The organism is Delftia sp. GW456-R20, assembly GCF_001622915.1.
Taxonomy (GTDB): Bacteria; Pseudomonadota; Gammaproteobacteria; order Burkholderiales; family Burkholderiaceae_C; genus Comamonas; species Comamonas acidovorans.
On record NZ_LWCN01000003.1, the window covers coordinates 352916 to 377144 of the forward strand.

General features: G+C 68.7%; 20 protein-coding genes. 14 read left to right on the plus strand and 6 right to left on the minus strand.

Annotated features, from left to right (window positions below; translation table 11 throughout):
* The first annotated feature begins 164 nt into the window (after window positions 1-164).
* From A4F85_RS02920 to A4F85_RS02950, 7 genes are all read left to right on the plus strand, one after another.
* Window positions 165-479, plus strand: coding sequence for a hypothetical protein (locus tag A4F85_RS02920; protein WP_063325606.1), 315 nt, complete (start codon window positions 165-167; stop codon window positions 477-479).
* Window positions 480-528: 49 nt separating this feature from the next.
* Window positions 529-723: a hypothetical protein gene (locus A4F85_RS02925; protein ID WP_012206153.1), complete on the plus strand. Its 195-nt coding sequence runs from the start codon at window positions 529-531 to the stop codon at window positions 721-723.
* Window position 724: 1 nt separating this feature from the next.
* Window positions 725-925 carry a hypothetical protein gene (locus A4F85_RS02930; protein WP_013801919.1) on the plus strand — a complete coding sequence of 67 codons (201 nt, stop codon included), beginning with the start codon at window positions 725-727 and terminating at the stop codon, window positions 923-925.
* A gap of 55 nt (window positions 926-980) precedes the next feature.
* Window positions 981-4841 (plus strand): ATP-binding protein, encoded by a 3861-nt coding sequence (locus A4F85_RS02935; RefSeq protein WP_197485442.1) that lies wholly within the window; start codon window positions 981-983, stop codon window positions 4839-4841.
* Between the two features lie 67 nt (window positions 4842-4908).
* Complete coding sequence (locus A4F85_RS02940) at window positions 4909-6201, plus strand: Zn-dependent hydrolase (RefSeq protein WP_063325608.1); 1293 nt, start codon at window positions 4909-4911, stop codon at window positions 6199-6201.
* 254 nt (window positions 6202-6455) lie between these two features.
* On the plus strand, window positions 6456-7439 hold the full coding sequence (locus A4F85_RS02945; protein ID WP_043825246.1) for a Bug family tripartite tricarboxylate transporter substrate binding protein: 984 nt from the start codon (window positions 6456-6458) through the stop codon (window positions 7437-7439).
* A gap of 110 nt (window positions 7440-7549) precedes the next feature.
* Entirely contained in the window at window positions 7550-8104 is a 555-nt protein-coding gene (locus tag A4F85_RS02950) for a bacteriohemerythrin (protein WP_224986183.1), read from the plus strand.
* A 90-nt stretch (window positions 8105-8194) separates the two neighbouring features.
* On the opposite strand, the gene A4F85_RS02955 is transcribed toward A4F85_RS02950, so the two are convergent.
* The 3 genes from A4F85_RS02955 to pobA form a co-directional block, all read right to left on the minus strand.
* On the minus strand, window positions 8195-8632 hold the full coding sequence (locus A4F85_RS02955) for a universal stress protein (protein WP_012206159.1): 438 nt from the start codon (window positions 8630-8632) through the stop codon (window positions 8195-8197).
* Window positions 8633-8731: 99 nt separating this feature from the next.
* Window positions 8732-9514: a 2OG-Fe dioxygenase family protein gene (locus A4F85_RS02960; RefSeq protein WP_043791151.1), complete on the minus strand. Its 783-nt coding sequence runs from the start codon at window positions 9512-9514 to the stop codon at window positions 8732-8734.
* 131 nt (window positions 9515-9645) lie between these two features.
* The gene (gene pobA / locus A4F85_RS02965) at window positions 9646-10821 is read right to left on the minus strand and encodes a 4-hydroxybenzoate 3-monooxygenase (RefSeq protein ID WP_013801914.1); all 1176 of its coding nucleotides are present in this window, start codon (window positions 10819-10821) and stop codon (window positions 9646-9648) included.
* A gap of 170 nt (window positions 10822-10991) precedes the next feature.
* Between pobA and A4F85_RS02970 the strand changes: the two genes are divergently transcribed.
* Window positions 10992-11774: an IclR family transcriptional regulator domain-containing protein gene (locus A4F85_RS02970; protein ID WP_012206162.1), complete on the plus strand. Its 783-nt coding sequence runs from the start codon at window positions 10992-10994 to the stop codon at window positions 11772-11774.
* 40 nt (window positions 11775-11814) lie between these two features.
* Here A4F85_RS02970 and A4F85_RS02975 read toward each other — a convergent pair whose 3' ends face one another.
* Entirely contained in the window at window positions 11815-12714 is a 900-nt protein-coding gene (locus tag A4F85_RS02975) for a LysR family transcriptional regulator (protein ID WP_013801913.1), read from the minus strand.
* A gap of 204 nt (window positions 12715-12918) precedes the next feature.
* Between A4F85_RS02975 and A4F85_RS02980 the strand changes: the two genes are divergently transcribed.
* Window positions 12919-13926 carry a Bug family tripartite tricarboxylate transporter substrate binding protein gene (locus A4F85_RS02980; RefSeq protein ID WP_013801912.1) on the plus strand — a complete coding sequence of 336 codons (1008 nt, stop codon included), beginning with the start codon at window positions 12919-12921 and terminating at the stop codon, window positions 13924-13926.
* 75 nt (window positions 13927-14001) lie between these two features.
* On the opposite strand, the gene A4F85_RS02985 is transcribed toward A4F85_RS02980, so the two are convergent.
* Together A4F85_RS02985 and A4F85_RS02990 are read right to left on the minus strand one after the other, a co-directional pair.
* Complete coding sequence (locus A4F85_RS02985) at window positions 14002-15144, minus strand: DSD1 family PLP-dependent enzyme (protein WP_063325609.1); 1143 nt, start codon at window positions 15142-15144, stop codon at window positions 14002-14004.
* A gap of 11 nt (window positions 15145-15155) precedes the next feature.
* Window positions 15156-15560 (minus strand): GFA family protein, encoded by a 405-nt coding sequence (locus A4F85_RS02990; RefSeq protein WP_063325610.1) that lies wholly within the window; start codon window positions 15558-15560, stop codon window positions 15156-15158.
* A 143-nt stretch (window positions 15561-15703) separates the two neighbouring features.
* Between A4F85_RS02990 and A4F85_RS02995 the strand changes: the two genes are divergently transcribed.
* From A4F85_RS02995 to A4F85_RS03015, 5 genes are all read left to right on the plus strand, one after another.
* Window positions 15704-16051, plus strand: coding sequence for a low molecular weight protein tyrosine phosphatase family protein (locus A4F85_RS02995; RefSeq protein ID WP_063325611.1), 348 nt, complete (start codon window positions 15704-15706; stop codon window positions 16049-16051).
* 165 nt (window positions 16052-16216) lie between these two features.
* Window positions 16217-20305, plus strand: coding sequence for a TOMM system kinase/cyclase fusion protein (locus A4F85_RS03000; protein WP_063325612.1), 4089 nt, complete (start codon window positions 16217-16219; stop codon window positions 20303-20305).
* A 17-nt stretch (window positions 20306-20322) separates the two neighbouring features.
* A complete protein-coding gene (locus A4F85_RS03005) occupies window positions 20323-21108 on the plus strand; it encodes a BMA_0021/BMA_0022 family TOMM bacteriocin (RefSeq protein ID WP_013801906.1) in 786 nt (261 codons plus the stop codon).
* The gene (locus A4F85_RS03010) at window positions 21083-21949 is read left to right on the plus strand and encodes a class I SAM-dependent methyltransferase (protein ID WP_231890429.1); all 867 of its coding nucleotides are present in this window, start codon (window positions 21083-21085) and stop codon (window positions 21947-21949) included. The genes A4F85_RS03005 and A4F85_RS03010 overlap by 26 nt, the downstream gene beginning before the upstream one ends.
* Window positions 21906-24113 (plus strand): TOMM precursor leader peptide-binding protein, encoded by a 2208-nt coding sequence (locus A4F85_RS03015; RefSeq protein WP_063325613.1) that lies wholly within the window; start codon window positions 21906-21908, stop codon window positions 24111-24113. The genes A4F85_RS03010 and A4F85_RS03015 overlap by 44 nt, the downstream gene beginning before the upstream one ends.
* Window positions 24114-24229: the final 116 nt, after the last annotated feature.

A 24229-nucleotide genomic window follows, 5' to 3' on the forward strand; every position in this document is an offset into this window, starting at 1 on the left:
GGCTTGGTGGCAAGCGGCGTGCCCGTCCAAAAGCCTGTCCGGCCCGTCCTGCCAAGCCCCACCGCCGTGCAGCGGCTTGTCGCTCCCGCACGGCATGCCTTGTCCGACAGTTGCAGGCCGCCGCCCGGCCTAAGGTGAAAGCTCATGGACTGAAGGAGCCCGCCATGGACAACTCACCCCGCCGAATGCATGCCCCCCTCGAACGCCAGCGCAGCGAGAACAACCACATCCGTGACGGACGCTGGCCCTTGCGCATAGGCGCACTCACCGCCGCCGTCGCACTGATCCTGGTGCTGATGTTCAACTTCATGGCCCCCAAGGGCCGGCTGGATGCGCCCAGCGCCACTGGAGCGACTGGAACGCCTTCGCCCTCACCGTCTCCCGCGACACAGCCCGCGTCGCCGCCCGCGCCTTCCGCCGCGCCGCAGCAGGCTGATCCGGCCACGGCCCCTGCTCCCACCTCCACGCCTGCGCGCTGAGAGGGCATGCACCCCCCCATCACCACACACCCCCAAAAGGACACGCACCATGAACCACCCCCTGCCCCACGCACCCAATATTCCCCAGGTGCCGACCACGCCCAACGACCCCGTGGCCCCCGATGATCCCAACCGCCAGCCCGGCCGCCCGCGCGGGCCCGAGCCCATAGACCCGCCCACCACGGCGCCGCCCATCGAGCTGCCACCGTCCCCGGAGCAGGAACAGACGCGCAAGGGAGAGTGACATGCCACAAGGTGACAAATCGGCCTATACCGATAAGCAAAAGCGCCAGGCTCGGCATATCGAAGACAGCTACGAGTCGCGCGGCGTAGGCCACGAAGAAGCTGAAAAGCGCGCCTGGGCCACCGTGAACAGGCAAAGCGGCGGCGGCAAGCTGTCGGGCTCGGGCCGGGGCAGGCAGGCGGGCCAGTCCAAGTCAAAATAACCGCGACTGCGGCCAGGCCCGAGACCCGAGACCCGCAATTGCCGTGGGAGAAAGTGTGAACTCAGAAGACAGTTTTCGATTCCTGCCGCAGCGCGGCGAAATGCCGGCACGCGTGCGTTCCCACGACTGGGCGGCCACGCCCCTGGGAGCGCCGGACGGCTGGCCGCAGACCCTGCGCAACGCCGTGAGCCTGGCGCTGGGCTCGCGCTTTCCCATCACCATCTGGTGGGGCGAAGACTTCCGCCTGATCTACAACGATGGCTATATCCCCTTCCTGGGAACCAGCAAGCACCCCCAGGCGCTGGGCCAGGCCGGCGCGCACTGCTGGAGCGAGATCTGGAGCGATATCGGCCCCATGCTGGAAGGCGTGATGCGTACCGGCGAGGCCACTTGGTCCACCGACGCCCGCTACTTCTTCGACCGCGACCTGCCGCAGGAAGAGGTCTTCGTGACCTTCACCTACGGCCCCATCCTGGCCGATGACGGCGTCACCGTGCAGGGCGTGTTCTGCCCCTGCACCGAGACCACGGAAAAAATCGTCAGCCGCAGGCGCCTGGAGACGCTGCACCGCCTGGGCATACGCACGCTGGACATGCACAACGCCAGGGACGCCGCCCAGAAAGTCTGCGCCGTGCTGGACGAGAACCCCTATGACGTGCCCTTCGCCATCATCTACGAATGCGTGGACACCCCTGCCGCGGGCAGCGCAGGCGCCAGCGGCCCGGCCTTCAGGCTTCTCTGCGCCACGGGCATGGATCTGGACATGGAGCTGGCGGCCGACCCCTCGCGCTGGCCGCTGGACCGGGCCGTGCAATCCGATCCATCGGACCGAGCGGACCTAACGGTCCAGGCGCATCAGGCGGATCAGGCGGCCCAGCCGGGCCAGCCCGCCAATGTGGAACTGGCGCCCCTGGGCCTGTCCCTGCCCGGCGGCCCCTGGCCCGAGGCCTCGCGTCTGGCGCGCATCGTGCCTGTGCGCTGGTCGGGCGACGGCCAGGTATCGGGCGTGATGGTGCTGGGCGTCAGCCCGCGCCGCCCGCTGGATGTGGACTATTGCGCCTTCCTCGACATGGTGGCAAGCCACACCGGCAGCGTGGTCGCGCACGCCCAGGCCTACGAGCAGGAAGCGCGGCGCGCCAAGGCCCTGGCCGAGGTGGACCACGCCAAGACCGTGTTCTTCTCCAACGTCAGCCACGAGCTGCGCACCCCGCTGACCCTGATCCTGGGCCCGCTGGAAGATGCCCTGCGCGAGCACGGCGGCCAGGTGCCGGCCGGGCAGACGCAGATGATCCACCGCAACGCGCTGCGCCTGCAAAAACTGGTCAATGCCCTGCTGGACTTCTCGCGCATCGAGGCCGGGCGCATGCAGGCCAGCTACGAGCCCACGGACCTGGCCCGCACCACGGCCGAGCTGGCCAGCATGTTCCGCTCGGCCGTGGAGCAAGCCGGCCTGCGGCTGCGCGTGGATTGCCCGCCGCTGGACGGACCGGTCCATGTGGATCGCGACATGTACGAAAAAATCGTGCTCAACCTGCTGTCCAACGCCTTCAAGTTCACGCTGCAAGGCGAAATCGCAGTGGCGCTGCGCGATGTGCATGATGCGCACGGCGCGGGGGGGGCCTGTGGTGCGGTGGAGCTATCCGTCACCGACACCGGATCGGGCATTGCGGCCCAGCACCTGCCCCATCTCTTCCAGCGTTTTCACCGCATTCCCGGCAAGCCGGCCCGCACGCACGAGGGCACGGGCATCGGCCTGGCCATGGTGCAGGAGCTGGCGCGGCTGCATGGCGGCACCGTCACGGTCAGCAGCACGGAGGGCGAAGGCAGCCGCTTCACCGTGCGCCTGCCCAGGGGGCATGCGCATCTTCCGGCCGAGCACCGGCCCGCGCGCCCGCCTGCATCGCACCCGCAGGTGGATGAGGCCCTGCGCTGGCTGCCCGGCGAGCCCGCCCCGGCTGCCAGCCACGAAGCCAGGCCCATGCAGCGGGACATGCGCGGTACGCAGCCTCCACGCGCCCGCATCGTCTGCGCCGATGACAACGCCGACATGCGCAGCTACATCGGCCAGTTGCTGGAGCCGCTGTATGAAGTGGAGATCGTGGGCGATGGCCGCGCCGCGCTGGCCAGCATCCACCGCCAGCGGCCCGACCTGGTGCTGGCCGACGTGATGATGCCCGTGCTCGACGGCTTCGAGCTGCTGCATGCGCTGCGCAGTGACGAGACCACGCGCGCCATTCCCGTCATCATGCTGTCCGCGCGGGCCGGCCAGGAGGCCCAGGTCGAAGGCCTGCGCGCGGGCGCGGACGACTACCTGGTCAAGCCCTTTTCGGCGCGCGAGCTGCTGGCGCGCATCGCATCGCTGCTGCAGCTGGTGCGTGTGCGCGAACAGGTCCACGCCGCCGTGCAGGCCAACGAGAAAAAGCTGCGCGCCATCATCGACCAGATGCCTGCGGGCGTGGGCGTCTCCGACATGAGCGGCACCATGGTATTGAGCAATGCGCTCATGGACCGCTTCATGCCGCGCGCCATTCCTTCCACCCTGGCGGACCGCATGCCGCGCTGGAAGGGATGGGATGACAAGGGCCAGCCCATTGCCCCCGAGAACTGGCCCGGCAAGCGCGCGCTGCGCGGCGAAGTGGTCATGCCGGGTCTGGAGATGCTGCACACCGACGACGATGGCCGCGAATGGTGGATGCGCGTCAGCTGCGCGCCCCTGCGCGATGACGACGGCCAGCTCATAGGCACCTGCTCCGTCATCCAGGACATCACCGAACTCAAACAGGCCGAGCACCACCTCAAGGAAGCCGACCGACGCAAGGACGAATTCCTGGCCACGCTGGCGCATGAGCTGCGCAATCCGCTGGCGCCCATCAGCCACGGCCTGCAAATCCTCAAGCGCACCGCCAGCGGCGACGACAGCGCGCGCCACAGCCACGAGATGCTGGAGCGCCAGGTCAACCACATGATCCGCATGGTGGACGACTTGCTGGAGGTCTCGCGCATCACCACGGGCAAGGTCCAGTTGCGCAAGGAACTGGTGGACCTGAACGATGTGCTGCAAGGCGTGGTGGCGGCCAGCGGCGCGGTCATGGAGGCAGGCAGCCACCAGTTGCGCCTGGAACTGCCCGCCGCGCCCGTATCGCTGCTGGCCGACCCGATGCGGCTGGCGCAGATGGTCTCCAACCTGCTCAACAATGCCGCCAAGTACTCGCACTCCGGCGGCCACATCGTTCTGGCCGCCTGGACCGATGGCGCGCAGGCCGTGGTCTCGGTACGCGACAACGGCATCGGCATCCCGCCCGCCCTGCTGGGCAAGGTGTTCGATCTGTTCATGCAGGTGGACCGCAACGGCCGCCGTGGGCAGGGCGGCCTGGGCATCGGGCTGACCCTGGTGCGCAGCCTGGTCGAGATGCACGGCGGCAGCGTGCAGGCGCTCAGCGAAGGCAAGGGCCAGGGCAGCGAATTCAGGCTGCACCTGCCCCTGCCCACCCAGGCTCAACCCCTGGCGGGACAGGCACCGAATGCCCAGCCCGAGGATGCAACGGCCTTCGGCCGCATCCTGGTAGTCGATGACAACATCGACGCCGCCGACACCCTGGCCATGCTGCTCAGGCTGCTGGGCGCCGAAGTCGAGATTGCCCGCGACGGCCCCGGCGCCCTGGCCATGCACGCGGCGTTCAGGCCCGAAGTGGTGCTGCTGGACATCGGCCTGCCCGGCATGGACGGCCTGGAGGTCGCCCGCCGCATCCGTGCCGAGCACGGCCGCGACCAGGTCGTGCTGATCGCGCTCACGGGCTGGGGCCAGGAGGAGGACCTGAGACGATCGCGGGAAGCCGGCATGGACCACCACCTCGTCAAACCCGTGAGCTTCGACACCCTCGAGCGTCTGCTGGCGGGCCTGCGCCCCCTGCCGTGAGGACTGCTTTTTTCGCGCGAGAATTCGGGCTGCCCGATTCCAGCTGCCCCAGACGCCACCGAGACCGATGACCGCCCTGCCCGCTTCCTCCGCCCCCAACCTTCCTCCCATCAACGCCGAGCGCCTGTGGCGCCGCGTGGAGACCCTGTCCACCTTCACCCTGCCCGACGTGCCGTGGACCCGCCGCGCCTTCTCCCCTGAATTCGACCAGGCCCGCGCCTGGCTGCGCGGGCAGTTCGAGGCTGCGGGCATGCAGGTCCATCTGGATGAAGGCGGCAACCTGGTGGGCCGCCTGCCGGCTGCCCCAGGCCCGGTGCAACGTGCCCCCATCTCCACCGGATCGCACTGCGACACCGTGATGATGGGCGGGCGCTTCGACGGCATCATCGGCGTGCTGGCCGGCATCGAGGTCGCGCACTGCCTGCACGAAAACGGCATCGCCCTGCAGCACCCGTTCGAGGTGATCGACTTCCTGTCCGAAGAACCCAGCGACTACGGCATCTCCTGCATAGGCAGCCGCGCGCTGTCGGGCAAGCTGGACGCCGCCATGCTGGCCGCCCGCAACCCCGAGGGCGAAACCCTGGCCGAAGGCATGCGCCGCATCGGCGCGCGGCCCGAGGCGCTGGACCGCCCGCTGCGCAGCGCCGGCGGCACGGCCGCCTTTGTGGAACTGCACATAGAGCAGGGCCCGGTGCTGGAGCAGCGCGGCCTGCCCATCGGCGTGGTGACGAACATCGTGGGCATACGCCGCGTGAGCTTCACCGTGCGCGGCCAGGCCGACCACGCAGGCACCACGCCCATGGACATACGCCAGGACGCGCTGGTGGGCGCGGCGCGCATCATCGATGCAGCCAACCGCAAGGCCGCCGCGCTCAGCGGCCAACCTCACTATGTGGTGGCCACCGTGGGCCGGCTATCGCTCACGCCCAATGCCTCCAATGCCGTGCCCGGCCTGGTCGAGATGATGATGGAAGTGCGCAGCGACCACGCCGGCGTGCTGGAGCGCTTCCCCGAGGAACTGCTGGCCGAAGTCCTGCCCGGCCTGGCCGCCTTGCGCGTGCGTGCCGAGATGGCCGACGTGAGCCGCTCCCAGCCCACGGACTGCTCCGCGCCCGTCATGCAGGGCGTGGAGCAGGCCTGCGCAAACCTGGGCTACGCCCACATGCGCATGCCCAGTGGCGCCGGCCATGACGCCGTCTACATGGCGCCCACCGGCCCCATGGGCATGATCTTCATCCCCTGCCTCCACGGCCGCAGCCACGCGCCCGAGGAATGGATAGAACCCGCCCAGCTGCTGGACGGCACCCGGGTGCTGTACGAGACGGTGCGCGTGCTGGACAGGCAGTTGGCGCAGGCCTGAGCGCCTGGCCTGCGGCCAGGCACCAAGGCGGCATAAAATAGCCCGCTTCCCTCTGGAGCAGGCACAAGCTGCTCCTTGGTGGAAGCCCCTGTGGCACAGATTGCGGAAATCCGCCCAAATAGCGGGTTTCCCAATGCAAGATGGCGGAACCACCCTCCCCGATCATCGACAACCCACCGCATGGGCGGCCCGGCACTGCCGGTCCGCTGCGAGAGGGTTGCACCGCCCCATCAGACCCTGGAGTTTCTTCTTTCATGTTCCGCCAACTGATCACCTGCACCGCCGTGGCCGCCGCCATGGGCCTGAGCTTTTCCGCAGCCGCCCAAGGTGCGGCTGCCGACTATCCGAACAAGCCCGTGCGCATGATCGTGCCCTTCCCGCCCGGCGGCGGCACCGACATCCTCGCGCGCGTGGTGTCCAACAAGCTCACCGAAGTCAGCAAGTGGACCGTGGTGCCCGACAACCGCGCGGGCGCAGGCGGCACCATCGGCATCACCGAGGCCGCCAAGGCAGCGCCCACGGGCTACGACATGGTCATGGGCCAGAAGGACAACGTGGTCCTGGGCCCCTACCTCTACAAGAACCTGCCCTGGAACCCGGTCAAGGACCTGGTGCCCGTGGCCCACGTGGCCTACACGCCCATCGTGATCGCCACCAGCGTGAACTCGCCCTACAAGACCCTGGCCGACATCGTGGCCGCTGCCAAGCAGCACCCGGGCAAGGTGACCTACGGCTCGCCGGGCAATGGCACCAGCATCCACATCTCGGGCGTGCTGCTGGAGAAGGCGGCGGGCATCCAACTGGTGCACGTGCCCTACAAGGGCTCCAACCCGGCCCTGATGGACGCGCTGGCCGGCAACGTGGACCTGCTGGTGTCCTCCGTGCCCTCGGCCATCGGCCAGATCAAGGCCGGCAAGCTGCGCGCCATCGCCGTGACCTCGGCCAAGCGCTCGTCCTCGCTGCCCGACACGCCCACGCTGGCCGAATCGGGCCTCAAGGGCTTTGACGTGAGCACCTGGTACGGCCTGTTCATGCCCAAGGGCACGCCCACGGCCGTCGTGACCAAGGTCAACGCCGAAGTGAACAAGCTGCTGGCCATGCCCGAAGTGCGCGACGCCATCCAGACCCAGGGCGCCGAGCCCCAGTCCATGAGCGTGGCCGACTTCGACAAGATGTTCCAGGCCGACTTCAAGCAGTCCAAGCAGATCGTCGAGTCCTCGGGCGCCAAGATCGAGTGACATGCCTGCGGTGCCAGGGCTGCATGCCCGGCACCGCCTGCAATGGCCAACGCCGCATTTCATTGATGCAGATCAGCCTGATCTGCATCAAGGAGCTATGTGACAGTCCCGTGAATACTTCTCTGGAAATCACCGAATTCCTGGAGAACGTCATGGCATTGCTGGTCTGGGTCCCCGAGCTGGACACCGGGATTGCAGAAATCGACCGGCAGCACCGCCGCATCGTCGATTACATCAACAAGCTCTACGAGCTGCGCTCCTCGCCCGACCGCGAGGCCCTGGGCGATGTCATCGGCGAGATGATCGACTACACCGTCTCGCACTTCGTGTTCGAGGAAAGCCTGATCGAGAGCGCCGGCTACATGTTCGCCGGCCCGCACAAGAAGGTGCACGAGCTGTTCACGCGCCGCGTGATCGAGATGCAGACCCGCTTCGATGCGGGCGAGGACGTGGCCGCCGAGCTGCACGGCATGCTCTCGCGCTGGCTGTTCAACCACATCCGCAACGAAGACACCGGCTACGTGGACTCGGCCAAGGCCTATCTGCGCATGGCGCGCGAGTCCAGTCCTGCCGCCGAGAAGGAAAGGCTCAAGAACGAAGTGCTGCAGGAGCTGGAACTGCAGCGCAAGAAAAAGGGCTGGCTGGCACGGCTGCTCAATCGCTGAGCGCCCTCTCCCCCTGCAGCGCACCAACAAAAACGGCTCCCGAGGGAGCCGTTGACGTTTCACCCGGCGAAGGGCCGAGCGGCCCGGTGATTACTCGCGCACCACCAGCACCGGCACGCGCACGGCGCCCAGCACGCGCTGGGTCACGCTGCCCAGCATCAGCTTTTCCAGGCCACGGCGGCCTTGCGAGCCCATGATGATCAGGTCGGCGCCCGTGCTCTCGAGCACGCGCACGATGCCTTCGTGCACCGCATGGCCCTCGCCCACCACGGTGGTGGCGGTGATGCCGGCCTCGTCGGTGATCTTCTTGACGGCGTCCAGCGTGGTATTGGCCTCGGCCGTGGCCGCGCTCAGGTACTGCGACTGGCCGTAGGCGAAGTCGGCGCCCACGCCCGTGAACGGATAGGGGTCCACCACGTAGACCGCCGTCAGCGTGCTGCCAAAGGCCTTGGCCAGCTCCACGCCCTTGTGTACCGCCAGCATCGAGCTGTTGGAGCCGTCCACGGGAACCAGGATGTGCTTGAACATGCGTTTTCTCCTTTGTGCTTGGCCGCCGTCAACAATCGGGGGCGGCCGGGTCGATGAACCAAAGTGTGCGCCCATCATGCGCCAGCGTCTTGAGCTGCATCAATCCTTGCGGCGACGCGTCAGCTCCGAGCCCTGGAAACCCTGGCGGCGATAGGTCAGCACCAGGGTATCGCGCACGCCGCCCGGCTGCTCGGGCTGGATGGGCGTGGTCTCGTGGATCATGCGGGCATCGTCCAGCAGCATCACCGACCAGGGCTCGGTCAGCGTGAAGCGCTGGCCGCTGGGGCCCGTGGCCTCGAAGATGCGTGTCTCGCCGCCCTTCACGCCCTCGCGCCCGACCAGGATCACGGCCACCAGGTCCACGCCGTCGCGGTGCGCGCCTTCGGGCGTGGGCCGGCCAATGCCGTCCGTGGTGTCGATGCGGAACTGGTGGGACTCGATGAACCAGCGCTCGTGCTGCACATCATCGCCCTGGGCGCAGAACACCTGGTCGGACAGGCCGGCCAGCGCCAGCAGCAGCCGGCTCCAGGTGGCGCTTTGCGCCGTGGCGTCGCGCATGGGATCGAACATGCGCAGCATGCCGCCATGCAGGGCGTTGTATTCCACCGGCTGCCAGTGCGCGCGGTGCTCCACCTGCTGCAGCCCGTCCTGCCCGGCGATGAAGCAGGAATGGCGGCGGCGCCGGTAGCGCCCGCCGTCCTTCAGGAAGGCATCGGGCGGCAGCTGGGCCCAGTCGGCATCGAGCGCATGCAGCTCGGTCAATGACACGCCTGCCCAGGCCGCGAATTCATCGGGGCGCAGCACCGCATAGCCTGCGTCGCGCAGCGACTGCGCTGCATTCTGGGGGGCGATATAGGGAGGGGGAAACGTGATGTGCGCCATAACCCGACAAGCTTACTCCTCGCCCGCACCCGTCCGGGCGAGGCGGGCTGCAAATTTGCGCAATGCTGTGGCGACAGACGCGCATCAATGCGGGCGCAGCCTCGGCGGCGCCCGGCGCCTCACACCGGCTCTCACACCAGCGGCAGCCCCACATAGTTCTCCGCCAGCGAGGTCGAGCCTGCACGGGAGTTGACGATGTAGTCCAGTTCCGCCTCCTGCACCTTGGTGTCGAAGCCGCCCGCGTCGGGAAAGCGGTGCATGAGCGAGGTCATCCACCACGAAAAACGCTCGGCCTTCCAGACGCGGCGCAGGCATTGCTCGGAGTAGCCGTCGATGCCTTCGGGCGCCTTGTCGCGGTAGTACTGCGCGAAGGCGCTGGACAGGTAGCCCACGTCCGAGGCGGCCAGGTTCAGTCCCTTGGCGCCCGTGGGCGGCACGATGTGGGCCGCGTCGCCGGCAAGGAACAGGCGGCCGAAGCGCATGGGCTCGGTCACGAAGCTGCGCAGCGGGGCAATGCTCTTTTCCAGCGAGGGGCCGGTCACCAGGCGCTCGCGGGCCTCGGGGTCCAGGCGCAGGCGCAGTTCGTTCCAGAAGGCTTCGTCGCTCCAGTCCTCGACCTTTTCGGTCAGCGGCACCTGCAGGTAGTAGCGGCTGCGCGTGGCGCTGCGCTGGCTGCACAGTGCGAAGCCGCGCTCGGTCTGGGCGTAGATCAGTTCGTGCGAGACGGGCGGCGTGTCCGACAGCAGGCCCAGCCAGCCGAAGGGGTAGACCTTCTCGAAGGTGCGCACCTTGTCCTGGGGCACGCTGGCGCGGCAGATGCCGTGAAAGCCGTCGCAGCCGGCGATGAAGTCGCATTGCAGCTCATGGACCTGGCCGTCCTTTTCGTAGCGCACGACGGGGCTGTCGCCATCGAAGCCCACGGGCTGCACGTTGCTGGCCTCGTAGACCGTGGTCAGGCCCTCGGCGGCGCGCACTTCCATCAGATCGCGCGTGACCTCGGTCTGGCCGTAGACCATGACGCGCTTGCCGCCGGTCAGGCCATGCAGGTCGATGCGGTGGCGCTGGCCGCCGAACAGCAGCTCGATGCCGTCGTGCGGCAGGCCTTCTGCGCGCATGCGGGCGTCGGCACCGGCCTGCTCCAGCAGGTCCACCGTGACCTGTTCGAGCACGCCGGCACGGATGCGGCCCAGCACGTAGTCGGCGCTGCGCTGCTCGATGATGACGTTGTCTATGCCCGCGCGGTACAGCAGCTGGCCGAGAAGCAGGCCGGCAGGGCCTGCACCGATGATGGCGACTTGGGTGCGCATTGATTTGTCTCCGTTGCGTTGTTCGATGTCATGGCCGGTTCATGCCATGGCCTGCGCCCAAGATTAGTTTTGAGGCAGCGCAAAGACGAGGGGCTGCAGCACGCGTTGCGCGGTGATCGCGCAATCTGCGCGACAATCGCGCACTACCTGCATGCCCGCCCTCCCCGCCCATGAACCAGCCCTTTCCCATCGACCCGGATGACTTCATCGCCGGACTGGCCAAGGGCCTGGCCGTGCTGGAGAGCTTCGACACCGAGCGCCAGCGCCTGAACGCCACCATGGCGGCCGAGCGCTCTGGCATCACGCGCACGGCCGCGCGCCGCCATCTGCTGACCTTGACGCACCTGGGCTACCTGGAGACGGACGGCAGCCATTTCTGGCTGGCGCCCAAGGTGCTGCGGCTGTCGGGCAGCTACCTGGCCTCGGCGCGGCTGCCGCGCATCGTCCAGCCCGTGCTCTACCGGCTGGCGGCGCAGACCCAGCTGTCGTTTTCCTGCGTGGTGCGCGATGGCCACGAGGTGGTCATCGTCGCGCGCAGCGCCCTGCACGAGCGCGGCCAGCGCCTCATGGCCCACGGCCTGCACCTGGGCAGCCGCCTGCCCGCCCATGCCACCTCCACGGGCCGCGTGCTGCTGGCCGCCCTGCCTGCGGCCGAGCTCAGGCAATGGCTGGCATCGCACGATCTGCGGCGCCTGACCGCCCACACGGTCACCGACAGCGCAGCGCTGGAAGGCGTGCTGGACGAAGTGCGCCGACAGGACTTCTGCCTGGCCCTGGAAGAGCATGAGCTGGCCGTGCAGGCCCTGGCCGTGCCGCTGCGCAACATGGAGGGCCGCACGGTGGCCGCGCTCAACATCGTGACCTCGCCCCAGCGCATGGCGCCCGCCGACATGGCGGCCGAGCTGCTGCCGCTGCTGCAGGAGGCGGCGCGGGAGCTGCGGCCGCTGCTCTGAGGCCTGCTGACCTGCGGCCTGCCTCCGTCGCTGCAGCCGCTCAGAGCGGCGCGCACACCTGCTGGCTCAGTTCGCGCAGGGCCAGCGAGGTCTTGCGGATCAGCGGCGTGGCCTTTTTCTTGGCCGACTGCGCCAGGCACAGCGTGCTCACCACATGGGGCGACTCGATGGGAATGCCCACCAGCTCGGCATCGGTCAGGTGGCTGCGCATGGCGCTGTCGGTCAGCGCGGCGTAGCCGTAGCCGCCGCGCACCAGGTCCAGGATGGCCGGCACGCTGGACACTTCCCAGACCACGTTGAGCTTGACCTGGGACAGGGTGGCCTGCGCTTCCATCAGCTTGCGGAAGATCTGGCCGTGCTGCGGCATGATCAACGGGAACTGCGACAGCTCGTCAAAGCGCACGCCGCTGCGCCCGCCCAGGGTGCGCGCCGGGCCGATCAGGCACAGGCGCTCTTCCAGCACGGGCGTGACCTCGATGTGCGGATGCGGCTCGGGCGTGTAGACCAGGCCCAGGTCCATGCGGCCCGAGGTCAGCCATTCGGCGATGTTCATGGAAAAGCCCTCGACCACGGCCAGGCGGGCCTTGGGCATGTCCTTGCTGAACAGGTCGATCAGCGGCAGCGTCAGGCGCCGCGCCAGGCTGGGCGGCAGGCCCACCACGATGCGGCCCACGGGCTCGTCGCGCTGGCTGCCCAGATCCTCCTTGGCCAGCGCCACACGCTGCATGATGGCGTGGCCGTGCTCCAGCAGGCGGCGGCCCGCGTCGGTCAGCGTCACGCCGCGGCCGGTGCGGATCAGCAGGGTTTCGCGCAGCTCGGTCTCCAGCGCCCGCACCTGGCGGCTCAGTGCGGGCTGGGCCGTCTCCAGCAGCACGGCCGCCTTGCTGAAGCTGCCGGTCTCGGCCACATGCACAAAGGTCTCTATCTGCTGCAAATTCATGTTCTATCGTCTCCTCACTTATGCCATTTTGCTATAGCTGCTAGCGGCAGCCATGGCTAGGTGCTTTGCAGCGAACTGACACAATGCGGCGACTGGATGATCCAGCCGCTCCCGCAAGAGAGCGTAGAAAACAAGAGCGGCCCGTGCATTCCCGGCATAGGGCCAAGCCACCCAGCAAGCCCAACAGCGACTCGGAGACAAACCATGAAAGACAGCGCCTTCAGCATCAATCGCCGCCAGGCGGGCCTCGCCCTTGGCGCCCTGGCCCTGGGCGCGCTGGCGCCCGCGCGTGCCCAGTCGGGTGCCGCCGCCAACTGGCCCACCAAGCAGGTGCGCATCATCAATCCGTTCCCCGTGGGCGGCGGGCCGGACGGCACCTCGCGCCTGGTGGCCGACAAGCTGGCGCGCCTGTGGAACCAGCCCGTCATCGTGGAAAACCGCCCCGGCGGCAACGGCTTCATCGCCATCGAGGCCTTCAAGCGCGGCGCCACCGACGGCACGGACATCATCCAGCTGGACAACGTCCACCTGGCCGCCTATCCCCACCTGTTCAAAAAGCTGCCCTACAACATCGACAAGGACTTCGAGGTCGTCCTGCCGCTGTTTCGCACCTTCTTCTTCGTCTGCGTGCCCGTCAACAGCCCCTACAAGACCGTGGCCGACCTGATTGCCGACGCCAAGGCGCGCCCCGGCAAGCTGAACTACGGCTCGTGGTCCGTGGGCAACCCGGTGCACCTTGGCTCGGCCCTGCTGGAGTCGCTGACGGGCACCAAGATGGAACACGTCATCTACAAGGAAACCAGCCAGCTGTACACAAGCGTGGCCACGGGCGAGCTGGCCTTTGCGCTGGGCTCCTCGGGCACGGCCGGCCCGCTGATGCGTTCGGGCAAGCTGCGCTTCCTGGCCGTGCTGGCACCCCACCGCCTCAAGGGCTATGAAGACGTGCCCACCGTGGCCGAATCGGGCGGCCCGGCCGATGCCGTGGTCACCGGCTGGAATGCCTTTGCCGTCTCCAAGTCCACGCCACCGGCCGTGGTCGAGAAGATCCGCCAGGACACCATGAAAGTCCTGCGCGAGCCTGACATCCAGCCCAAGTTCCAGACCTTTGGCTACGAGAACTACTTCCCCACGCCCGAGGAGTTCAAGGCCTTCATCGTCGAAGAGAACAAGCGCTTTGGCGACGTGATCCGCCGCGCCAAGATCGAGCTGTAAGCCACAGGCCACAGCAGGCCGCAGACGCAAAAAAGCCGCCGTGCCGCAAGGCCGGCGGCTTCTTTCATGCCGTCTTCAGCGCGACAGCCCGCGCGCCGCAATCGGCCACAGCGCGTGCACCACGCCGTCCTGCAGCACCACAAGCTCGTCGTGCAGGTTGAATGTCGGGTCCACGTGGGAGGGCAGCAGCTGCAGAACGCTGCCCAGGGCGGGCGCCTGGGCGCCCGGCTCCACGCGCACCACGCTGTGCTCGTCGTTGATGGCGACGCAGCGCAGGCCCGGCGTGCTGTACACGGCAGGCGGCCCACATTCGGCCGAGGTGGACTTCAGGCCCACGTCCAGGATGACGCGGTCCGGCGCGGGCGTGCTCATCACCGTGGACAGCAGGTACAGGCTGCTGCGAAAGGCCAGCGTCCCGTCCCACTCGTTGGCGCCGTAGTCGCCATCCATGAAGGCATAGGAGCCCGGCTGCAGCTCGGTGTAGACGCCGCTGGCCGCGTCGAACTCCACGCTGCCCGTGCCGCCGCCCGTGATGGTGTGGCAGGCCATGCCGTTGTCGCGCAGCAGTTGCGCGCATGCCGCCGCCTGGCGCGCCGCCTCCCGGCAGACCTGCGCACGCTCTTCGCGGCTGCGCCGGTGCTGCACCGCGCCGTGGTAGGCCTGCAGGCCCGCGAAATTCACGCCCGGCAGGTCATGCGCCTGCCGCGCCAGGGCCAGCACGGCCTCGGGGCCCGTGACGCCGCAGCGGCCCTGGCCCACGTCCACCTCGACCAGCACGTCGATCTCCACGCCCGCCTGCGACATGGCCTCGGACAACTGCACCAGGTTGGCCGCGTTGTCCACGCACACGGCCATGCGCGCACTGCGCGCCAGCCGGGCCAGCAGCGCGTGCTTGGCGGGTCCCACGACCTCGTTGCTGATCAGGATGTCGCGCACGCCGGCCGCCACAAAGGGCACGGCCTCGCTCACCTTCTGGCAGCAGATGCCGCGCGCGCCCAGCGCCAGCTGGCGCAGCGCGATCTGCGGGCACTTGTGCGCCTTGGCATGCGGGCGCAGCGCCACGCCGTGGCGGTCGGCCCAGTCCTGCATGGTGCGCAGGTTGGCGTCGAAGACGGTCAGGTCCAGCGCCAGGCTGGGTGTATCGACCCGGTCGAGCGGATCGCCGGGCCGTGCGGCAGGCTCCATTGCCAGGCCGCTGGAGTCATCGTGCAGGGGCATGGGGCTGTGCCTCATTCCTGCGGGGGCGCGTATTGGGCGATGACCTCGGCCTCGGTCATGGTCGGTGTCTGGTTGGCGAAGTCGTAGTAGCCGGGCTTCCTGTCGATGTAGATCTGCGTGGCCAGTTCGAAGTCCTGCGACTCGAAGGCGCCGGCCGGCACAAAGTACTCGCCCGTGGCGTGCAGCCGGTAGTACAGGTGCGTGCCGCATTGCCTGCAGAAGGCGCGCTCGGCCCATTCGGAGGATGCATAGGTGCCGATGTGCTCGCCGCCCTCGAACTTCACATCGGGCCCGCAATGCACGGTCAGCATGGGGCCGCCGCCCCAGCGCCGGCAGTATCCACAGTGGCAGGCACCGATTTCCCGAGCCTGGGGAGAGACAAAGCTGACAGCGCCGCAAAGACAGTGACCGTTCATGGTGCGTAGACCTTTCCGTGGGTTGCAAGTAGCTGTGATTATTCACAGGTGCCGCGCATCATAGGCGATGGCGCAGCGCCTGCAAACCGCGGCGCCCTACACTGCGCGCCAGTCCTCTCAACCATCCATCCCCCTTGTCAGCCATGCCCCGCAATGACAACCGCCTCAAGGTCCTCTTCGTCTGCAGCCGCAACCAGTGGCGCAGTCCCACGGCCGAGCAGGTCTGGCGCAGGCACCCTGCCTTGCAGGTGCGCTCGGGCGGCACCAGTGCGGGCGCCCGCCACCGCGTGTCGGCCGACGATGTGGCCTGGGCCGACGTGATTCTCGTGATGGAGGAAAGGCACCAGTCCCGCCTCAAGGCCGATTTCGGCAGGCTGCTGGCGCAAAAGCGTCTGCATGTGCTCGATATCCCTGATGAGTACCGCTACATGGACCCCGAGCTGGTGGACATGCTGCAGACCGCCGTCAGCGCACTGCTGCAACTGGACTGAGCGCCGGACGCCACGGCGACGGCAACCATAGGCAAGCACGTAGGCAAAAACAGTCAATTGCATTCGGACGTACGCTATAGTAACGAACGGTATCAAAAGCACGGTCTGCCGTATGACAAATGGACGACTGGATACCCTCCAGGAGGACCCCCAACCGAGGCTGAAATGCACGATGCCATCACCAACCCCACGCAAGCTGCGGTGACCCCGGTGGCGCCAGCCCCCCTGGAAATACCCGATTACGAACTGCTGGAAACCTTGGGATCGGGTGGCTACGGCACCGTCTACCGCGCGCGCCACCGGCGCACGGGTGCATCGGTGGCCATCAAGGTCGTCAGGCTGCAGGAAGGCGGCCGCCAGGTGGAGCGCTTCCACCGCGAGACCATGCTGTGCGCGTCCCTGCACCATCCGCACATCGTCCAGTTGCTGGACAAGGGCGAGCAAGGCGACTGTGTCTACGGCGTCTTCGAGTATGTGCCCGGCGAGACCCTCAAAAGCCTGATCCGCCGCCAGGGCGTGCTGACTGCCGCCGAGGCCGGCCGCCTCATGGCCGAGGTGCTCGATGCGCTGGACTGCGCGCACGCGGCCGGCATCGTGCACCGCGACCTCAAGCCCGACAACGTGATGGTCACCTCCACGGGCGCCGTGCGGCACGCCATGGTTCTGGACTTCGGCATCGGCACCGTCATTCCGCAGTTTGCCGGCCCGCAGGTCTCGCAGCTCACCATGGGCGACGAGTGCCTGGGCACGCCGGCCTACAGCGCCCCCGAGCAGCTGCGCGGCGAGCCGCCCAGCGCCCGCACCGACCTGTATGCCTGGGGGCTGATGTTCCTCGAATGCCTGACGGGCACGCCCGCCGTGCAGGGCGCCTCGGTGGCCGAGATCGTGCACCGCCAGCTCAGCCCGCAGGAAGTGCAGCTGCCGCCGGCCATCTCCACCCACCCCATCGCCACCTTGCTGCGCAAGGCGCTCAAGAAGCGGCCCGCGGAGCGCAGCGACTCGGCGGCGGCCCTGCTCAGGGACCTCATGCGCGTGCGGCTGGACGATCTGGTGGGCCAACTGCCCGCAGCCGCCCAGGTGCAGCAGGCGGACCTGACACGCACCGTGGCCACCACACGCGTGTTCTCCGAAGTGCGCCAGCTCACCGTGCTGTGCTGCAGCGTCTCCCTGTGGCCGGGCAGCGACACCCACGGCATGGACAGCGCGGCACGTACCGCAGGCCAGCCCTCGCAGGGGCTGAACATCGAAGACATCGAACTGCTGCAGCGCGAGGAACTCACGCTGTTCTCCGACGTTGCCACCCGGCGCGGAGGCATGCTGGCGGGCACGCTGGGCGACCGCATGCTGGTGCTCTTCGGCTACCCGCACACCAGCGACACCGATGCCCGCCAGGCCGGCATGACGGCGCAGGAGCTGCTGACGCTCAGCCGCAGCCGCGCGGCCGCCATCGAGCAGGTCCACGGACTGCACCTCGGAATCCGCATGGGCCTGCACACCGGCATGGCCGTGGTGGTCGGCGGCGAAGCACCCTCGGGCCATGCCGTCAACGTGGCCATGCGGCTGGAGGCCATCGCCGATGCGGGCACCCTGCTGGCCAGCGAAAGCAGCCATCGCCTGCTGGCCCGCCATGCGCGCTTCGAGAAAGCCGGCAGCCTGCGCCTGCCCGGCCAGCCCACGGGCATGCAGACCTATCGCCTGGAGCTGGAGCAGCCGGCCGAGCCACTGCCAGGGCCTGTGTCCGATGCGGCCTTGCAGTGCATAGGCCGCGAACCCGAACTGCAGCGCCTGAACGACGCATGGGCGCGGGCCCGCGAAGCCGGGGGCAATGCGCTGTGGATTCGCGGCGAGCCGGGCATCGGCAAATCCTGCCTGGCCGACATGCTGCTCGTCCACGCCAGGACACAGGGCGCGAACACCGTGGTGCTGCAATGCCAGCCCGAGCACCGCAACACCGCGCTGACCCCTTTCCTGGGCCTGATACGGCAGCGGCTGGAGGCGGCCGATCCCCCGCAGGACCACCGCGAGCAGATGCGCGAAGCCCTGCGCGCCGCAGGCTGCGATGCCGAGGCCGCCCTGCCCATTCTGTGCGCCTGGCTCTCGCTGCCCCTGGGCGACTGCGAGCCCAGCCGCATCTCGGCCGTCATGCAAAGGGCGCTGCTGCTGCAGTCCACCGCGCAATGGCTGCTGCACATGTCCGAAGCCGAGCCCCTGCTGCTGGTCGTCGAGGACGTGCACTGGGCCGACCCCACCAGCATCGAACTGCTGGAGCAACTGGTAGCGCGCCTGCCCGGGCGGCGCGTGCTGCTGGTGCTCACGGCGCGGCCGCAATGGCAGCCGCCCGAAGGCCTGCAGGCCGAGTGCGTGGACGTGCGGCGCCTGGAAGACGCGCAGGCCACCGAGCTGGCCCGCCAGACGCTGGCGCCGCGCAGGCTCAGCCCCGCCGTGATCCGCCACGTGGTGGAGCGCACCGACGGCGTGCCGCTGTTCATCCAGGAAATGGCGCGCATGCTGCTGGATGCCCACCTGGTGGAGCAGGACGGCGTCTGGGACTTTCGCCATGCCGGGCTGCCGGCCGCCATTCCGCTGACCCTGCGCGACTCGCTGGTCAGCCGCTTTGACCGCATCGGCCCGCTCAAGCCGCTGCTGCAACTGGCTGCCACCATGGGCCGGCACTTCGACTTCGGCCTGCTGTGCGCCTGCGTGGAACGCCCGCAAGGCGAGGTCGAGCAGGAACTGGCGCAACTGGGCCAGGCCGGCCTGGTCATTGCCGATGAACGTGCGGGCGCCGGCGCCTTCATGTTCCGCCACGCGCTGATCCGCGACACGGCCTACGAATGCATGCTGGCATCGCAGCGCCGGCTGCTGCACCGCGACGTGGCCCTGGCCCTGATGCAGCACCAGCCCCAGCGCGTTGCCGCAGAACCCGCAGGCGTGGCCCAGCACTGGGCAGACGCGGGCGACCATGCCCAGGCCGTGGCGCTTGCGGTGCGGCAGTTGCGCATCACGCAGCTGCGCTCGCTCAACGATGAAACCATTGCCTACGCGCGCCACATCGACGACTGGCTGCACCAGCTCCAGGGCGTGGCCCAGCGCGAGGCGCGGCTGGACGTCAACAGCTACGTGACCCAGGCGCTGATGAACAAGCACGGCTGGGCCCATGCCCAGGTGGTGGAAAGCATCGCGCTGTCGCAGGAGCTGCTGGCCGGCCCCGGCGCCAATGCGGTGGCCGACTACAAGCAGGTGCAGCACCTGTGGATGCTGATCACCTACCACCACGTGGCCAGCAACCGCGAGGAAGTGCGCCAGCTCAGCCACCGCCTGCTGGAGCAGGCCGTGCGCCAGCAGGACACGGGCGTGCTGGTGGCCGCGCAGACCTACCTGGGCCTGGCCCACTACTCCGACGGCCGATTCGAGCAGGCCGAAGAAGCGCTGACCGACGCCATCACCCGCTACGACCCCGTGGCCCATGCCCACCATGCGGCCGAGTTCGGCTTCGACACGCGCGTCTGGGCCACCTGCGGGCGCGCCCTGGTGCGCTGGTTCGCCGGCTTCGACCAGGCCGCGCTGGCCGATGCGAACGACGCCGTGCGCCTGGCGCACGAGGTCTCGCACATCCCATCCCTGAGCATGGCCCTGCTCTACCAGGCCCTGGTCCACCAGGCGCGTGGCGACAAGGAAAGCGCCTTGGCCACCACGGGCGAGCTGCTGGACATCACGGCCCGCTACGGCCTGCCCGCGTTCTCGGGCTATGCGGACATCATCCGCTGCTGGGCGCTGGGTGACGGCGCAGGCAGCGCCAGCGCCGAGGGCATTGAACGCGCCAGCGGCACGGCGCAGCTGCTCTGGGACATGGGCTGCCGCTACTGCCAGACCTACTACCGCTCCTTCGTCGCCGAAATGCTGGCGGCCAGCGGGCGCTGGGCCGAGGCCCTGGACAAGATCGACGAGTGCCTGCGCCTGGCCGACGTGCTGGACGAACGGCTGCACAGCAGCGAGCTGCACCTGAAGAAAGCCCGCTTCCTGCTGGCCATGGGCGCAGACCACACAGCCGTGCAGGACAGCCTGGTCCAGGCGGCAGGGACTGCGCGCACCGCCGGCAAGTACCGCACCGAAACCGAGGCGCTGGCCCTGTCGCAGGCCCTGGCACCCGCCAGGCCGGACGTGGCCGCGCGCCTGAGTGAGCTGGCCGCGCTGCGGCCTGAACTGTCCGTGCACCTGTCCGGGCCCCTGCCCGGCCAGGCGCATTTTTCTTGAACCGAGGATGAAGTCACATGACCACCCAGCTGCAGAATACTGAACCGTTGCTCGCATTCCGCCTTGCCTACCTGCGGGCCATCGCCCGCTCCTGGCAGGATGACGCCTACCGCCGTGATCTGCTGGGGCAGCGCGACATCCAGCCCATGCTGCACCGCGACTTCAGCCTGCCGACCCAGTGGCCCCAGGTCGATGTGTCGCTGCGCCTGAGCGACGACCCTACCCAGCGCGCCGAATGGAAGCCCGTGCTCACGGCCGGCTGGATCGGCCCTGACGACGAATTCGTCATCGTCCTGCCCCAGGCGCCCCAGACCCATGCCTCCGAGGCCCTGGCCGCCTACTACCAGCTGTTCCCCAACTTCATGGGCGTCAGCACCTCGTTCGAGGAACCGAGCAACGGCACGCTCAGGGCCGCCCTGCCCACGGGCCTGGGCATCCCCGGCGGCGGCCCGGACTCGCTGCTGGCCTTTGGCGGCGTGGTGCTGCGCGCCATCGCCCTGGCCTGGCAGTCGCCCGAGTTCCACGCAGAGCTGACGCGTGACGATGGCAAGGACAAGGCCCCCGTGCTGAGCCAATGGCTGGGCTACAACAACCCGTTCAACTTCCAGGTGCGTTTCGAGACCGAGCAGGCCTTCACCTGGGATGCGGCACGCGGCGAATGGAACCTGCAGCGCGCAGACGGCACGGCCATCAAGAACGGCATCGTGCTGAACTACCCGGTGGCACCCGCCGAGCAGGACCTGTGGGCCATCGCCCTCACCTCCTACAACAACACCGGTGACGCCTACCCCTTCACCTGCTGATACGGCACCGGCGCAGCTGCAAGGGGCCACGGCCACCTTGCTGCTGACGCTGGCGGCACGTGCCCGGGCGGCAGGTCCGGCAGCTTCCTCGGAACTGCCGGACCTGCCGCCTTTTTCCGACCCCGAGGCGCGCCGCATTGCCGCCGCCCTGCCCCAGGCCAGCGAGGCCCATGCGGCCGACCCCGCCTTTGTACGCAGCGTGGTGCTGCGCTCGCAGCTGTTCGACCGGCTCACCACCGAATTTCTGACCGCCCATCCGTCCGGCCTGTGCATTGCGCTGGGTGCGGGCCTGTGCACGCGGCGCAACCGCCTGGCCCCCGAGGCCGGCACCGCACGCTGGCTGAACGTGGACCTGCCCGACGCCATCGCCCTGCGCGCGCAATACATTGCAGGCCCTGAAGCCAACCTCGCCTGCTCCATCCTCGACACCTCGTGGCTGGACACCGCCGCCCTGCCCGGCAACCAGCCCGTGCTGGTGCTGCTGGAAGGCGTCTGCCCCTATCTTCCCCAGGCTGCGCTGGAGGCCATGCTGCAGCAGCTGGCCCAGCGCTTTGCCGCGCCCGGCAGCCCGCCGTGCACCGTCGTGCTCGACCATGTGCACCCGGCCCTTGCGCGGCTGCCCATGCAGGTGGGCGGAATGCGGCTGCCCGTCATCTCGGGATTTGCCGACGGCGCGCAGATAGAGCGCATCCACCCCGCCATCCGCATCAGCCTGCAAGAGCACCTGTATGCCCGGTTCTCGCAGCAGCACCAGTTGTTCGAGGCCGCCTTCCACGCCACCACCGGCCAGCACCCCTATGCCGTCGTCCGCCTTGAACTCGGAGCACCGTCTCTTGCCTGAGCCCATGGCCCCGGACCTGTTCGCCCACGCCTTTCGCTGGCACGAGAAATTCCTGCCGCCCGTGCAGCAGGGCGACCGCCTTTTGCTGGCCAGCGAACGCGACACCCTGGCCCTGGGCTCCGCCGCCGTGCTGGCGCTGAACGCCCCGCTGCAGGCCGGCACCAGCCTCATGCAGCACTGCGCCGCAGCGCCCGATGCGCCGCTTGCACAGATGCTGCACGCCCTGGGCGCCCTGCTGCGCCAGGGCCTGGTACAGCCGGTGCAGCACAGCGACGTGAACGGCCACGGTTATCTGCAACCGGATTTCTCGGCCCCGCCCGTGCGCCTGCAGGCATCGGAGCAGATCGACATCGTCATGCTGACTGCAGCGCTGGACAGCACAGCCGCCTGCCGCTGGGCTGCGGCCGCGGCCACGCAGGCACCCGCCCCGCTCACCATCGTTTTCTGCGACGACTATCTGGACCCGCGCCTGGGCGCCATTGACGCCAACCAGCGTGCCGCAGGCCGGCCCTGGCTGCTGGTGCGGCCAACAGGCGAGCAGGCCATGGCGGGACCGCTTTTCAAACCCCAGGCAGCGGCCTGCTGGCATTGCCTCGCACACCGCTGGCAACGCAACCATCCCGCACGCGGCGGCAAGCACGGCCAGCCTCAGGACAGCGACCGCTGCCCGCCCGTGCGCGCCGGCGCCGACCTCATCGCCACGCGGCTGCAGGCCCTGCTGCCCACGGTGCAGCGCCTGCTGGCGCACACCGATGCGGCGCAAACCGTGTGGACGCTGGAGCCTGACCAGCCCCACCCGGTGGCCGCCCGCCCGCAATGCCCGCACTGCGGCACGCCGGGGCTGATGGCCCTGCGCCAGCGTGAACGCATTGCGCCAGTTCCCGGCACGCATGCCGCGCGCACCGACGGCGGCTGGCGCAGCGTGCCGGCCGAGACCACGGTGCAGCGCCTGTCACAGCACGTCAGCCCGCTGACCGGCGTGATTGTCCGGGTCACGCCGCTGACGGCCGAGACCGACGAAGCGCTCAACGTCTACCGCAGCGAAATCTTCAGAACACCGGCCCCCGGCAGCACCAGCCTGGCCGGCTCCGGAACACAGCTGTGCCTGGGCAAGGGCCTGTCGGCCATGCAGGCCCGCGCCAGCGCCATGTGCGAAGCGGTCGAACGCTACGCCGCCTTCCACCAGGGCGACGAAGCCGTAGTCATCGCCCCCGCCGCCGAGCTGGACGCGCCCTGCATCGCGCCCACGGACCTGGCCCGCTTCAGCGAGCGGCAAACCGCCGGCTTTGCCACCGACAAGCCGCCGCATGCCGTGGCCCCCGGCGCCGGCCAGGGCGAGCCCCTGTGGTGGGCTCCCGCCTGGTCCCTGACCGCCGATGCGCGCCGCTACCTGCCGCTGGCCTTCTGCCTGGCCCATGCGCCCGCGCAAAGCCTGCACCACGTGGGCTGGACCTCCAACGGCTGCGCCGCAGGCAACACGCGGGAAGAGGCCATCCTCCAAGGCTTCATGGAACTGGTGGAACGCGACGCCGCCGCCATCTGGTGGTACGGCCAGATCCGCAGGCCCGCCATTGCGCTGCAAGGCATCGACCAGGCCACGCGCCAGCGCCTGGACCGCAGTTGCGGCCCGCAATGGTCGTACTGGCTGCTGGACATCACGCATGACTTCGGCATACCCGTGGTCGTCTCCGTGGGCCGCCACGCTGACACCGGCCAATGGGCCGTGGGCTTTGGCTGCAGCCTGGACCGCGCACTGGCCTGCGAACGCGCCCTCACCGAAATCAGCCAGCTGATCGCGGCCGGCAAAAGCTTTGCCGTGCCCGAGCCACTGCAGGCCTTCCTGCACCCTGCGGACAGCGCCGATGCGCCGCCGCAACAGCCTGCGCCACTGTCTGGGCACACGCCGAACACCACGCCGCCGGACATTGCCCAGGTCATTGCGCGCTGCGTGGACATCGCACGCGGCCTGGGCCTGGAAACCATCGTCTACGACCACTCGCGCCCCGACATCCCTGTGCACACCGTCAAAGTCGTGATTCCCGGCCTGTGCCATATCTGGCCGGAACTGGGCAATCCACGGCTGCGCAACGTACTCGTGGCCCTGGGCTGGCGCAGCCAGCCGCTGCAGGAATCCGAACTGAATCCGCAGGCTCTGTACGTTTGACAAACTGAAACGCGCAGCGGGCATGTACTCTCTCAGCTTGGCAACAGGCTGCCGGCTCCGGGCCAATGCGCCCCCAGCCCACCCCCTGTTCACACAAGCCCCAAGGAGAATTCGAG

What these genes read in the sequence shown, in the direction of transcription:
- A4F85_RS02945 (WP_043825246.1), top strand. Translation starts at nt 6,456, where the DNA reads ATGTTCCGCCAACTGATCACCTGCACCGCCGTGGCCGCCGCCATGGGC.
- pobA (WP_013801914.1), bottom strand. Translation starts at nt 10,821, where the DNA reads ATGCGCACCCAAGTCGCCATCATCGGTGCAGGCCCTGCCGGCCTGCTT.
- A4F85_RS02940 (WP_063325608.1), top strand. Translation starts at nt 4,909, where the DNA reads ATGACCGCCCTGCCCGCTTCCTCCGCCCCCAACCTTCCTCCCATCAAC.
- A4F85_RS02990 (WP_063325610.1), bottom strand. Translation starts at nt 15,560, where the DNA reads ATGAACGGTCACTGTCTTTGCGGCGCTGTCAGCTTTGTCTCTCCCCAG.
- A4F85_RS02995 (WP_063325611.1), top strand. Translation starts at nt 15,704, where the DNA reads ATGCCCCGCAATGACAACCGCCTCAAGGTCCTCTTCGTCTGCAGCCGC.
- A4F85_RS02920 (WP_063325606.1), top strand. Translation starts at nt 165, where the DNA reads ATGGACAACTCACCCCGCCGAATGCATGCCCCCCTCGAACGCCAGCGC.
- A4F85_RS03005 (WP_013801906.1), top strand. Translation starts at nt 20,323, where the DNA reads ATGACCACCCAGCTGCAGAATACTGAACCGTTGCTCGCATTCCGCCTT.
- A4F85_RS02925 (WP_012206153.1), top strand. Translation starts at nt 529, where the DNA reads ATGAACCACCCCCTGCCCCACGCACCCAATATTCCCCAGGTGCCGACC.
- A4F85_RS02960 (WP_043791151.1), bottom strand. Translation starts at nt 9,514, where the DNA reads ATGGCGCACATCACGTTTCCCCCTCCCTATATCGCCCCCCAGAATGCA.
- A4F85_RS02955 (WP_012206159.1), bottom strand. Translation starts at nt 8,632, where the DNA reads ATGTTCAAGCACATCCTGGTTCCCGTGGACGGCTCCAACAGCTCGATG.
- A4F85_RS02985 (WP_063325609.1), bottom strand. Translation starts at nt 15,144, where the DNA reads ATGCCCCTGCACGATGACTCCAGCGGCCTGGCAATGGAGCCTGCCGCA.
- A4F85_RS02930 (WP_013801919.1), top strand. Translation starts at nt 725, where the DNA reads ATGCCACAAGGTGACAAATCGGCCTATACCGATAAGCAAAAGCGCCAG.
- A4F85_RS03015 (WP_063325613.1), top strand. Translation starts at nt 21,906, where the DNA reads ATGCCGTCGTCCGCCTTGAACTCGGAGCACCGTCTCTTGCCTGAGCCC.
- A4F85_RS02970 (WP_012206162.1), top strand. Translation starts at nt 10,992, where the DNA reads ATGAACCAGCCCTTTCCCATCGACCCGGATGACTTCATCGCCGGACTG.
- A4F85_RS02975 (WP_013801913.1), bottom strand. Translation starts at nt 12,714, where the DNA reads ATGAATTTGCAGCAGATAGAGACCTTTGTGCATGTGGCCGAGACCGGC.
- A4F85_RS03000 (WP_063325612.1), top strand. Translation starts at nt 16,217, where the DNA reads ATGCACGATGCCATCACCAACCCCACGCAAGCTGCGGTGACCCCGGTG.
- A4F85_RS02980 (WP_013801912.1), top strand. Translation starts at nt 12,919, where the DNA reads ATGAAAGACAGCGCCTTCAGCATCAATCGCCGCCAGGCGGGCCTCGCC.